Origin of the sequence: Kordiimonas lacus (assembly GCF_001550055.1) — a bacterium.
In the GTDB taxonomy this organism is placed as follows: domain Bacteria; phylum Pseudomonadota; class Alphaproteobacteria; order Sphingomonadales; family Kordiimonadaceae; genus Kordiimonas; species Kordiimonas lacus.
The window spans coordinates 491,087-504,127 of the sequence record NZ_LRUA01000002.1 but is presented as its reverse complement, the minus strand read 5'-3'; the positions used below and the strand labels follow the sequence as shown (position 1 = coordinate 504,127).

The 13,041-nt window shown below is 53.1% G+C and carries 10 protein-coding genes; 7 read left to right on the top strand and 3 right to left on the bottom strand.

The features are described 5' to 3' along the window. Positions 1–45 precede the first annotated feature (45 nt). The 6 genes from flbD (at position 46) to KORLAC_RS03440 (ending at position 8,701) form a co-directional block, all read left to right on the top strand. Positions 46–1,446 carry a sigma-54-dependent transcriptional regulator FlbD gene (flbD, locus tag KORLAC_RS03465; RefSeq protein WP_068303033.1) on the top strand — a complete coding sequence of 467 codons (1,401 nt, stop codon included), beginning with the start codon at positions 46–48 and terminating at the stop codon, positions 1,444–1,446. A gap of 35 nt (positions 1,447–1,481) precedes the next feature. Next, positions 1,482–3,587, top strand: coding sequence for a flagellar biosynthesis protein FlhA (gene flhA, locus KORLAC_RS03460; RefSeq protein WP_068303031.1), 2,106 nt, complete (start codon positions 1,482–1,484; stop codon positions 3,585–3,587). 46 nt (positions 3,588–3,633) lie between these two features. Beyond that, complete coding sequence (locus KORLAC_RS03455) at positions 3,634–4,653, top strand: flagellar biosynthesis protein FlhF (protein ID WP_068303026.1); 1,020 nt, start codon at positions 3,634–3,636, stop codon at positions 4,651–4,653. Continuing rightward, positions 4,650–5,438, top strand: a complete 789-nt coding sequence (locus KORLAC_RS03450; protein ID WP_068303024.1) for a MinD/ParA family protein — start codon at positions 4,650–4,652, stop codon at positions 5,436–5,438. Before KORLAC_RS03455 ends, KORLAC_RS03450 begins: the two co-directional genes overlap by 4 nt. A gap of 38 nt (positions 5,439–5,476) precedes the next feature. Beyond that, positions 5,477–7,717: a hypothetical protein gene (locus tag KORLAC_RS03445; RefSeq protein ID WP_068303022.1), complete on the top strand. Its 2,241-nt coding sequence runs from the start codon at positions 5,477–5,479 to the stop codon at positions 7,715–7,717. A gap of 81 nt (positions 7,718–7,798) precedes the next feature. Next, positions 7,799–8,701 (top strand): DMT family transporter, encoded by a 903-nt coding sequence (locus KORLAC_RS03440; protein ID WP_068303014.1) that lies wholly within the window; start codon positions 7,799–7,801, stop codon positions 8,699–8,701. Here KORLAC_RS03440 and KORLAC_RS03435 read toward each other — a convergent pair. From KORLAC_RS03435 to fliI, 3 genes are all read right to left on the bottom strand, one after another. After that, positions 8,698–10,077 (bottom strand): aminotransferase, encoded by a 1,380-nt coding sequence (locus KORLAC_RS03435; protein WP_074519364.1) that lies wholly within the window; start codon positions 10,075–10,077, stop codon positions 8,698–8,700. The genes KORLAC_RS03440 and KORLAC_RS03435 overlap by 4 nt on opposite strands. A gap of 90 nt (positions 10,078–10,167) precedes the next feature. After that, complete coding sequence (locus KORLAC_RS03430) at positions 10,168–10,617, bottom strand: flagellar export protein FliJ (protein WP_068303006.1); 450 nt, start codon at positions 10,615–10,617, stop codon at positions 10,168–10,170. Between the two features lie 9 nt (positions 10,618–10,626). Then, a complete protein-coding gene (fliI, locus tag KORLAC_RS03425; RefSeq protein WP_068303003.1) occupies positions 10,627–11,973 on the bottom strand; it encodes a flagellar protein export ATPase FliI in 1,347 nt (448 codons plus the stop codon). Between the two features lie 331 nt (positions 11,974–12,304). On the opposite strand from fliI, the gene ctrA reads away from it, so the two are divergent. Beyond that, the gene (gene ctrA / locus KORLAC_RS03420; RefSeq protein ID WP_068303000.1) at positions 12,305–13,006 is read left to right on the top strand and encodes a response regulator transcription factor CtrA; all 702 of its coding nucleotides are present in this window, start codon (positions 12,305–12,307) and stop codon (positions 13,004–13,006) included. The last annotated feature ends 35 nt before the right edge of the window (positions 13,007–13,041 follow it).

Sequence of the window (13,041 nt, the reverse complement as noted above, 5' to 3'; positions counted from 1 at the left end):
GTGTGATCCGCTTAGTGTGTGGATTGACGTAACGGAGACTATAAAATGCGACTGCTGATTGTAGGAACGCTTAATGGCCAATTGGGTGCGGCCAGCCAGATTGCAATGGATCGTGGTGCCCAAGTCACCCACGCGCCGGACACGGATACCGCCCTATCGATATTGCGGAGCCGTGGCGCAGACTTATTGATGGTTGAAATCTCTCTGGATATCCCCTCGCTCATCCCAAAACTCCGGGCAGAACATTTCTCAATCCCCGTTGTTGCCTGCGGCATTGGGACGGATCCAAAGACGGCCGCCGCCGCCATTCGTGGGGGCGCGAAAGAGTATATTCCGTTGCCACCAGATGCTGAACTGATTGCCGCAGTTCTGGAAGCCGTTGCTGAGGATAGTCAGTCTTTCATTTACCGTGATGCCGTCATGAAAAATGTAGCAGCGCTCGCGGAACAAGTTGCGCCATCGGAAGCCAGCATCCTGATCACCGGCGAATCCGGTACAGGTAAAGAGGTCATGGCGCGCTTTGTGCACCAGAAGAGCCGCAGAGCGAACAAACCCTTTGTCGCTGTAAACTGTGCTGCAATCCCAGAAAACCTTCTGGAATCAGAACTATTCGGCCATGAAAAAGGGGCCTTTACCGGTGCTGTTGCACGGCGGATTGGCAAGTTCGAGGAAGCTGACGGCGGCACGCTGTTGCTGGACGAGATTTCGGAAATGGATGTTCGTCTGCAGGCCAAGCTTTTACGCGCCATCCAAGAGCGCCAGATAGACCGTGTCGGCGGCTCGAAGTTGGTGAATGTCAACATTCGAATTGTCGCGACGTCCAACCGAAATCTGCAACAAGAGGTTAAAGACGGCAAGTTCCGCGAAGACCTTTTCTTCCGCCTCAATGTGGTCAATCTGCGGGTGCCCCCATTGCGGGAGCGCCCTTCAGACATCCAGGCCTTGGCTGAATATTTCGCCAAGAAATATGCGGAAGTGAACCAAGTTGAAGAGCGGCCCATCGGCGCGGATGCAATGAAGGTTCTGAAAGCCCATAACTGGCCCGGGAATGTTCGTGAACTGGAAAATACGATGCACCGTTCAGTACTGCTGGCGTCAGGTGATGAGATCTCCGCCGCTGCAGTTCTTTTACCGGATGCAAGTGGCAATCTCGCGGTTACTGGGTCTGGCGAAAGTCGTGCTCCGGAAGGGCCTGCCTATGGTGATACCAACGACGATAGCGGCGTGGACCCTGAAGTTTCAGCAACTCTGGTTGGCAAAACTGTCGCTGAAGTTGAAAGAGACCTCATCATCGATACCCTGAAGCATTGCCTTGGCAACCGTACCCATGCTGCGAATATTTTGGGAATTTCCATCAGAACACTCAGAAATAAATTGAACCAATATCATGCAGACGGTGTTTCGATTCCACAACCCGGTGATAGCAACCATCGGGCCTCTGTCTAGTGCAGGGTTTTGGGCAACTGAATGAGTGGTAGCAAATGAATGATTCAGCTCCAGGTGGGCAGCAAGGCGGAATGAGCTTCAGCACAGTGATGGCCGGCCTGAAGAGCTCCGACATCGCCTTTGCCCTTGGAATGGTTACCATCATTATGATGTTGATCATGCCGATGCCTGGCTGGTTGCTCGACATCATGCTGGCGGCATCAATCACCTTCTCGGTCATGGTGATGATGACAACCCTGTTTATCCAGAAGCCGCTGCAAATGAGCAGTTTTCCGACCATTCTGCTTATTGCCACCATGCTGCGGCTATCCCTGAACCTGGCATCCACACGGTTGATCTTGGCTGAAGGCCACACAGGTACAGATGCTGCTGGGAAAGTGATCGAGGCTTTTGGTAACTTCCTGATGGGAGGACAAGTTGTCATTGGCATCATTGTTTTTGCCATCCTCGTCATTGTGAATTTTGTGGTTATCACGAAGGGCTCGGGAAGGATCGCAGAAGTAGCGGCACGCTTCAGCCTGGACGCCATGCCTGGCAAACAGATGGCCATTGATGCCGATATGTCCGCCGGCTTGATCGATGAACCCGAAGCGCGGCGCAGACGGCAAGAACTGGAGGACGAAAGCACTTTCTTCGGCTCGATGGACGGTGCCGCGAAGTTCGTACGCGGTGATGCCATCGCCGGCCTCCTGATTACCATCATTAATATCGTCGGCGGGATCATTGTAGGTGTGGTCATCAACGATATTAGCTTCGGTGATGCCGTTAATCGATACACGATCCTGACGGTTGGTGACGGCCTTGTCTCACAAATTCCCGCTCTTATCGTGTCTACCTCTGCGGGGCTTCTTGTGACGAAAGCAGGTATCTCCGGCGCGACAGACAAAGCCTTGTTTGGCCAACTCAGCGGCTACCCTAGGGCTTTGGGCGTTTCGAGTGGACTGTTGCTCGCAATGGGTTTGATGCCAGGCCTGCCACTTCTGCCGTTTGCCTTGTTCGGCTCCATCCTGGGCGTTTCAGCATTTATGCTGACGAACAAGAAGACTGTTGAAGCCCAACAAGTTGCAATTGCAGAGGATGCAGAAAAGAAATCTGCCGTCCCGGCCGAGGAGCCAATCTCGTCAGCACTTGCCATTGACCAGCTCAGGCTTGAGCTTGGCTATGGCTTGCTCACGCTGATCAATGACGATAGCGGTTTCAGGCTAACAGACCAGATCAAAGCCCTTAGGCGCCAGCTGGCGACAGAAATGGGCTTTGTAATGCCTTCTGTCCGTATTCTGGATAATATGCAGCTACCGGCGAACACCTACGTTTTGCGTGTAAAAGAAACCGAAGTTGGCCGCGGTGATATCCGGCCGGGTATGCTTTTGGTCATGGACCCTCAGGGCCAACCGGTTCAGATTCCAGGCGAGGCGACAACCGAGCCTGCGTTCGGCCTACCTGCCACCTGGGTGGACTCCGGCGCACGCGAAGAGGCCAGCTTCCGTGGCTACACAGTAGTAGACGCGGCTACGGTGATCACCACTCACCTGACAGAGGTTATCAAGGACAATATGTCTGACTTGCTGTCTTATGCGGAAACTCAGAAGTTGCTGGACGACCTGCCATCAGATCACCAAAAGTTGGTGGCCGATATTGTGCCAAATCAAATCACAACGTCTGGCATCCAAAGGGTTCTGCAATCCCTGCTCACCGAACGGATCTCGATTCGCGACCTTCCTACAATTCTCGAAGGCGTCGCCGAGGCTACAGGCTTCACGCAAAACATCGTTTCCATCACCGAGCACGTCCGTACGCGACTGGCGCGACAGCTTTGCGCAGCCTATTCAAATGTGGAAGGTCTGGTACCCCTCATCACCCTCTCAACAGAGTGGGAGCAGGCTTTCGCAGAAAGCCTTGTAGGCCAGGGCGAAGAAAAGCAATTGGCGATGGCCCCTACACGGCTGCAAGAGTTTATCAATTCAGTTCGTATGGTATATGACCAGCAAGCAGAACGCGGTGAAGCGCCTGTCCTGCTTACAAGCCCACTGGTTCGCCCATATGTTCGGTCAATTGTTGAGCGTTTCCGACCCGCCACCGTTGTGATGAGCCAGAACGAAATTCATCCGCAGGCAAAAATTCGAACTCTCGGCCAAATTTAAGCGATAGCTGAGCCTAGGTCGGCTCGCACAAGGACAAACAAACGCGATGCGGTTAAAAACCTTTCATGCCAAGACAATGTCCGAGGTAATGGGGCTGGTCCGGAACGAACTGGGGCCGGATGCCATTATCATTCAGATAGAGGAAGGCAAGAGTGGCGTACGAGTGACGGCGGCACTAGAAGCGGGAGCAACACCTGCACCACCTGAGACGGCTCCCGAACCTAAACAAACGCCTGCCGCGTTCGAGATTTCGCACCCAGTCCCGCAATCTCGGGATTTTGATGTAGCTGACATAAACGCAGTACTGAACCATCATGGACTCCCGTTTGAAACGGCATCTCATATAAGCGAGGCTGCCCGCGCGGTTGATGGTGGAAGCCTTATTGACGCCTTTTCCGTTGCCCTTGAGACATCCATTCGTTTCAGCCCACTGACGGATAGCACCACGCGGCCAATCATGCTTGTAGGCCCACCCGGGGCTGGGAAAACTATCTGCGCAGCCAAACTTACAGCAGATGCCGTTCTTCATGAACGCCCCGTAAAGCTCATCTCCACAGACACCGTGAAGGCGTCAGGTATCCAGCAACTGGATCACTTTGCTCAGCTAATGAAACAAACGGTTTCAACTGCGGCTTCGCCGGAAGAACTAAGCGCTGTGGTCCGCTCAAGCAGTAATAAAAGCGGGCTGACTATCATTGATACCCCAGGAACCAACCCGTTCGATATGGACGATCTACGCGAAATATTGAGCTTCATAAGATCCGTAGACGCTGAGCCCGTACTGGTGATGCCGGCTGGGCTTGATGCGCTGGATGCCCAGGAAATTGCAGGTGTATTTTCCCGGCTGGGCTGCCAGCGCTTTATTGCCACTCGCCTGGATGCTTCGCGTCGCTACGCCAGCATCATCATGGCCGCTCGGCCCGGCCACCTATCCCTGGCAGCACTCAGCAGAAGTCCATTTGTGGCTGATGGCCTTGATCCGGCCACACCGATGGCGCTTTCCAAGCTGATTACAGCCCTACCTCGTCGTAGCAAAACCGACCCACTGACGGATAAGAAATCATGAATGACCCTGTGACTACAGATCGCAAAGAAACGTTGGAGCGACGCTTGATCACAATTGCGTCGGGTAAAGGTGGTGTTGGTAAAACCTGGGTTTCGGTTTCACTGGCCCACGCCCTCTCGCATGCCGGCAAGAAGGTTCTGTTGTTTGATGGTGATTTGGGTCTAGCCAACGTCGATATCCAATTGGGGATGATGCCAGACAAAGACCTCGGCCAAGTGATCACAAAAGATGCTGCGATGGCAGATATCATTACGCCCTTTAAAGATACTGCAGGCGCCGGATTTGATGTTCTTCCCGGTAAATCCGGGTCAGGAGCTCTTGGATCACTGTCCAAGGAAACACTTGTCGGCATGCGTAGCGACCTGACCCGTCTCGCAGACAATTATGACCATGTCTTGCTGGACTTGGCCGCGGGCATTGACCCTTCTGTGACCACGCTATCCAAGCACAAGGGGCGCGTTCTTGTTGTTATGACCGCAGATCCGACATCCCTGACAGACGCCTATGCATTCATCAAAGTAACTCATATGCGCAACCCTACAGCTGACATTTCAATTGTGGTCAACAACGTCGCATCCAAGAAGGAAGGCGAGAAAGCCTTTGCAGCCATCAAACGAGCTTGCGAAGGTTTTTTGAAGATTTCACCACCACTTAGCGGTATTATCAAAAATGACCCAAAAGTCGTTGACGCGATAAGGTCCCAAGTGCCTCTTCTGATTAGACACCCTCAATCGGAGGCGGCAACGGACATCAAAGCTCTGGCTGCAGCAATTACCGGACGATAAACCGTCCTTTCAGCAGCCCGGGTTAAAAGGACTGCGGAATGAGTGATATCTCCGGGCCACCCCTGCCAAAACCCGTCGAACCGGTCGCGAGAACGACCGGCAAAACCAGCAGTGTGTCCAGGGATCCGCAGCAGGCGCAAACACAAGCGCGCGAGCACAAGGGCGATCAGTCCGCAAAAAATGAACAGGCCGAACAACTGCGGGGCCGCGAACCCGCCGTTTCAATCTCTGCAACTGCAGCCCACCTGGAAGTTGGCGAACGCCTCAAGGAACAGGTCAGCAAGATCGATAACGAAGGCCGGCCAATCATTGTAACCGAGACAGCAACCTTCGCTCTGCGACCTGATGCCGGATTGCGTCCCGGAGATGACGTTAAACTGGAAATCGTTGAAGCTGGACACAAAGTATCCGCAGACCTCCACGAGCGAAACGGTCTAATCATTGACCCTCCGGTAAGGCTTTCTTTAATCGTCATTGCCATTCATGTACCACAACAGCCATCAACTCCGGCGTCGGACCAACAAGTACCGAACACCGCACCGCTGCCCACCAAAACTGGATATGGACCTACCGCCCAAACAAAATCAAGCTCACTGGCACCTACAGACACACTGGTGAATGTGCTGGGACGCACCCCGCAATCAAGCAACTCGGCTTCCTTGAACGCCAATCAATCGATATCCAGTGTTTCGACGGAAGATAATGCCACAGCTTCAACCCAAAAAAGCGGGTCGAACCCGGGACAGACTGGGAATCCAGATTTCCTCGCAAGTCGCAACAGTAGTCCAGACCTGGCCACTCTGATCGCAGCCCAGCAGGGTAACAACAAAGGCGCAGGATACATGCGAGCAGGAGGCCAGGAGATAGGCCTGCCAAAAGCCTTTGACCCCAGCCATTTTATTCCCAGATCATCCCTCACTGAAATCAGCACACCTGGACCTCAAGATGGCCTGGGGCCATCGATCAAGGCATTTTCAGCGTCAGGCCAAGCGCTTTCTCTTCAGGTGATGGATGCCAGGATAAGTCAGGTCTCGCCAGCACAAGTCGCGACAGTTCTGTCGGTTCGCCCACTGCCGCCAGATGAGGCTAAGACCCTTCCGTTGGCCATATCCGCATTTGGTCCCTCAGCAGGAACGCTTGCGACCATCGAAACGTCAAAAGGAAATTTTATAATCCCACTGGCCCAGGCTCAAAACCTTTCTGGCGAACAGATAAAGGTATCAGTCGCTGAGGAATCCCAAGTCACGGCACAGCAAACCAAACAGGCGACATTCAATGCAATATTGGCTTCGCCGGGCTCTGGCCAGCGCAGGCCCGTAAGGATCACGGTCAGCCAGAACACCTCTCCAACGGGCGCGCCAGGAGAAGCCCAGGTCAAGGCCGTGCACACAGTCAGAGCCTTTCTGACCCCAAAAGGCCCCAGCGCTGATTTCCGTATAGAAACTACGCGCGGTGACCTGTTTCTGACAATGCCCAACGGCATGCGCCCCACCACCGAAGACCTGATTACCATCTTGCCCGGCCAAGCCACACAATTGCAGCACGGCCCACTACCTACGCCCCTGGTAGACGTGGCCTCCCAACTGGCCGCAGGCTCCGCCCTCAGCACATTGGGGGCCCATCAATGGCCCACGCTCGAGCAAAGCTTTGCCACTGTATTGGGTGCTGACCCTGCCTTGGCCGGCCAACTCGCAAGCAAAGGTGCCCAAGGCGGCGGGAAATTGGTGAACAGCCTGCTATTTTTCCTGAGTGCAGCCGGACGTGGCAGCCCCGAAGCTTGGTTGGGGCAAGAGGCATCCCGGGCTCTGGAACAGGCCAACAAGTCACTTTTTGACGCAATGAAGTCAGAGCTGAGCCGCTTGATGCTTGCTGCCACTGACACGACGCGTGAATGGAGGCCCATGCTAATTCCTCTAGAGTTGCGCTTTCCTGACATGCCGTTGGTAGCCTTCTTGTTCGGACCGCCGCCGAGAGAAGAGGGTACAGGTAGCGGCAAAGACAATATGAGTGGCGAGGACGATGAAAATGGAGATGCCCAGCGTTTCGTCGTCGAAGTCCAATTCTCCATTCTTGGCGCCATTCAGCTGGATGGCCTTGTCAGAGAGAATCGTTTCGACCTTGCGATGCGATCAGAAAAGCCTCTGCCGGCGGCGCTCCGCCATGAAGCTTCTGACCTGTTCAATTCTGCCCTGGCCGCAAATGGCTATAACGGGCAGTTGACCATCACCGAAGCACAACCTTTCCCCGTAGAGATAGAAGCCCTGCTACAGTCGGCATAAAACTGGCTGCCTAGAAATAACTGACTTGAACCATTCACAAATTAGCGTATCTCAAATTAAGGTTCTTTTAGGGGTACTGATGTGCGCGTAACATTGGCATTTATTGGTTGTGTATTGATTTGGGGGTCTACCTGGTACGCGATTGAGCTACAGCTCGGTGTCGTTCCTAAGGAATGGTCGCTTGTTTACCGCTTTGGCATCGCTTCAAGCACGCTCTTCCTCGTCTGCCTGATTAGGAAGGAACGATTAAGGTTCCCGCTGCACCAGCACCTGTGGCCAGCGTGTACCGGCTTATTTCTGTTTTCTGCGACCTACGTGCTGACATATAGCGGCGCTGAATATCTCACTTCCGGACTTGTAGCTATCACGTTTGCGCTGCTTTCCTTCCTGAATATTATCAATGGGCGGCTATTTCTGGGAAACACGATAAAGCCCAGCGCACTGGTTGCAGCCTTGCTCGGCATCCTCGGCCTAGTCCTTATTTTCAAACCGGAAATTGACAGCTTCACTTTGGATGATGAGGCCTTTCGCGGCCTGCTCTTGTGCCTTGGCGCAGCGATTGTTTGCTCATTCGGCAACACTTTTGCGGGAACGAGTGGCTCGCGGCAGATGCCCTTGTTTTCTTTCAACGCCTGGGCATTGGGTTATGGCGCGCTATTCAATGTCATTTATGCCTTGTATAGCGGCAAGCCAGCGGGATTTGACCCAACAGTGTCCTATGTAGGGTCACTGCTATATCTAGCCATTGTTGGTACAGTAATCGCCTTTTCTATGTATATCTGGCTGATTGAACAAATTGGTATTGGCCGTGCTGCATACATGAGCGTACTAACGCCGGTGATTGCCCTTCTTATTTCGACGGTGTTCGAAGGATACATCTGGAATATGTATGCTTTTGTCGGCCTTGCGCTAGTGATGGGCGGCAACTTGCTGGTCGCCTGGAGCCGCGGCAAAACGGCACAAGCGCAACCCGTGAAACCCTAAGACTGATGAATGGCCTTATAGGTTTCATCAAGGGCATCCCGCATAACACCGACCATAAAGTCGATCTCTGCGTGGGTGATAACGAAAGGCGGACATAAAACCACGACATTACCTGCAGGTCGAACGATCAAACCTCGAACCAATGCCATCTGGCTAACATGGTTACATATGTTTGCCTCCAATGGGTATTGCTCTCTGGTTTCCTTATCCTTCGCCAGCTCTATGCCTGCGATCAGGCCAGATACACGCACCTCCCCGACAAGGGGATGATCTTCAAGTGATTTCAGTGCCTTAGCAAAGTATGGGCCGATATCCGTCCGCACCCTCGTAACATGGTCTTCGGTTCCGATAATTTCGATATTCTTAAGTGCCAATGCAGATGCCAAGGGGTGCCCTGACGTGGTGAAACCATGCTGTAGTACGCCGCTCTGCCCTTCAATAACGTCAGCGATCTCATCTGATACCACGGATGCCGAAATGGGCGCATACCCGGAAGACAGACCTTTTGCCAGGGTCATCATGTCAGCCTGGAAACCAAAGGTTTCCTGCGCAAACCAGTTTCCCGTCCGGCCAAAACCAGTCACCACTTCGTCAGCGATTAAAAGGACATCATGCTCCTTGCATATGCGGGCGACCTCTGGCCAATAGCTCTGGGGCGGCACGACGGCGCCCATCGTGCCTTGAACAGGCTCTGCAATCACGGCGGCAACATTGTCGGCGCCGGCAGCTAAAATCTTTTTTTCAATCTCTTTCGCTGCGTGAACGCCAAACTCTTCTGGCTCCAGGTCGCCACCGCAACGGTACCAGAAGGGTGAGATTGCTTTGATGACATCCGCACCGCCATCGAGACCGAAGTCCTCAATCATTGGCCTGTTGCCGTTCAACCGCGTGGTCGCCAATGTGCTGCCGTGATAGGAATATTCTCGCGAAATGAGGATACGCTTGTTGGGCCTCCCCTTCCGCCGCCAATAGAGATACGCCAGCTTCATCAGGGTCTCATTAGCCTCGGAACCTGAGTTAGCGAAAAAAACCTTGTTCAGGTCACCTGGAGCAAGCGCCGCAATTTTACCCGCAAGCGCAGCAGCATAAGGGTTAGAAACAGCTGAAAAGCTATGATAATAGCTGAGCGTTCGGATCGCTTCGGCTGCGACGTCAGCCATTTCTTCCCGGCCATACCCGATATTTACACAACCTAGCCCGGCCATGGCATCAAGCAGCCGTATTTCTTGCCCGGTGATATACGCACCTTTGGCCTGCTCAATTACGAATGGGGCGGCCTTCTTCACTGCTTGGGGGTCGGTAAAGGGATGCAGGTGATGCATCCGGTCCAGCGCTTGCAGCTGTTCCAATATTGCCTGATCCGAAAGGCTCATCATTTTCTCCCCTGTTCCTTTCCTAATACCAGAAACAGTGACGTAAGAAAATGATTCTACTGGGAATTTCAGGATGGCTCTTCAGGGAAAAGCTTATCTTCGGCGCATGTTGACATAGCGCGGATCAGCCAGAGCTTCCTCCCGCGCATGGTTCTGAATCCCGAGTTCGTCAAAAGCATCCTGTTCCACTTTAGCTTCGGCTGCAACGACCCTGGCTTTTTCCCGGCTTTGTGCAATCTCGAAGGTCTTTAGCTCGCGAAACCCCTCAGCCACAATATCCTGATGCTTGCTGACTTCCCGTTCTTTTGCAGCCAACATTTGGGAAAGCTGATCCTGACGAATCCGAACACCTTCCATGTAAGCACCTATGGCCACTGCCGAAACTTCCAGCCCACTGTTGCGAGACTGCTCGATTACCTCCGCTTCCATGGCATCAATAGCTGAGACTATTTCTTCCCGCTCGCCCTGGAGGTCAGCTAGGCGCCGACGCTTTTCATCCAGCTCCCACTTTCTCAGCCTAATAATATTTGCCAGTTTGCTCACAGCTATCCTTTATGCTGCGCCGGACAGGTTCAGTTGCGCGGGTCCTGTTTCGAGAATTTGCTTAAGCTGAAGATAGCCGTCAGCAAGTGACGTCTTGTCGTCTTTCCATTGGCTTAGAAACTCTTCAAAGGAATCATGATATCCGATTGCTGCGTCGACATCAGGGTTGCTTCCCCGCCGGTATGCCCCCAATCGGATCATTTCTTCCATATCCGCATACGTGGACATGAATTTTTTTGCTTCACGCACGATCAAGTTTTCGTCGTCAGAGTTACAGCGCGGCATGGTCCTGGAAATCGACTTCAGGACATTAATTGCGGGAAACCGCCCGCGCTCGGCAATGGCCCGTTCCATAATGATGTGGCCATCCAGAATACCCCTAACGGCATCCGCGACCGGTTCGTTGTGGTCATCACCTTCAACAAGCACAGAAAACAATCCTGTCACATTTCCAGAGCCCCGAGGCCCGGGCCCTGCACGCTCAAGCAGCTTTGGCAATTCGGTAAACACAGTTGGAGTATAACCCTTGCTGGTGGGCGGCTCGCCACCGGCCAGGCCGATTTCACGCTGTGCCATTGCAAAGCGAGTGACGCTGTCCATCATACACATCACTTCGGCCCCGCCATCGCGGAAATATTCTGCCAGGGTCATGGTAAGATGAGCTGCCTGACGGCGCATTAAAGCCGATTCATCAGATGTCGCTACAACAACAACAGATTTTGCCAGGCCATCTTCACCCAAATCGTCCTCGATAAACTCCTGTACTTCACGCCCCCGTTCACCAATCAGGCCGATAATGCTGACATCTGCGGAAGAATGCCGCGCAACCATCGACAGAAGAACTGATTTACCGACGCCTGACCCGGCAAAGATGCCAAGTCGCTGACCGCGACAACAGGTGATAAAGGTATTCAGTGCCCTGACGCCTACATCAACTTTACCGCCCACACGTTGCCGGCTATGCGCCGGTGGCGGGCTTCCTCTGAGCAGCGAAGGCCGGGTGCCATGCTGGATTGGCCCTTTACCGTCGATCGGTTCGCCCAGCGCGTTCACAACACGGCCGAGCCATGCTTTTGACGGGAAGACGACCGGTTCGCTTTGGGTCAGGACTGCACGGCAGCCAACACCAACACCTTCCAGGGCATCAAATGGCATGGCCAGTGCTGTCTCATGGCGAAAGCCGACAACTTCAACAGGAACCTTGCGGTAACTACGGGTCTCTACCTCAAGCCGCGACCCAATCGAGATATGCTGCCCGATACCTGCCAGCTCCACCAACAGGCCGCGAACACCAGTAACACGTCCATAACGACGTTCGGTCTGAACTCGCTCAATTTCCTGAATTAGACTGCGCATTGTCCCTCGTGTAACCCCAACTGCCTGATAGCCCATCTGGCCAGACTACCCCTAGTCTATGGCAGTTCTCTCAACTGGCAGCGATTATAATGGCTCAATCACTTTAAAGATTGGTAAAAGCCCATGGTTAACTAGTCAAACCTCTTTGCACTTCACTCGATTTTTCTTGGACAATTCGTTAACCTTCGTTAACATTAACCATAGAAACATGCGCCATCCGGGGATGGGGTCGCCGTATTTTTGGGTTCCCGGAAGTGTTTCAACAGGAAGAATTTGGGGGAATGCGCGATCCTGGCAATCGTCTTCCCTCTAGAATCCATGGGGAATAATTATGCGTGTTCTTCTAATCGAAGATGACCCAACTATGACCCGCAGCATCGAATTGATGCTCAATGCGGAAGGGTTTAATGTCTATAGCACCGATCTGGGCGAAGAGGGTCTGGATTTGGGCAAACTCTATGACTATGACATTATCCTCCTCGACCTGAACCTGCCCGACATGCATGGCTATGATGTCTTGAAAAAGCTTCGGACAGCCAAGGTCAACACACCTATTCTAATCCTGTCTGGCCTTACTGAGATGGAAAACAAGGTCAAGGGGCTTGGGTTTGGCGCTGACGACTATATGACCAAGCCTTTCCACAAGGAAGAGATGGTCGCCCGTATTCATGCGATCGTTCGGCGCTCCAAGGGCCATTCGCAGTCGATCATCAAGACCGGTAAATTGGCCGTCAACCTGGACACTAAAACAGTTGAAGTTGATAATCAGCGCGTTCATCTGACCGGCAAGGAATATGCAATGCTTGAGTTGCTGTCTTTACGGAAGGGCAGTACCTTGACCAAAGAAATGTTCCTGAACCACCTATATGGCGGTATTGATGAGCCTGAGCTGAAAATTATCGACGTCTTTATCTGCAAATTGCGGAAGAAGCTGGCCGCAGCGTCCGACGGAGAAAACTATATCGAGACCGTCTGGGGTCGAGGCTATGTGCTGCGGAATCCTTCTGAAGAGACGGAAGCCGCTGCTAGCTAACCAATCCACAGCAATCTATAAAAGGTAAAAGGCGG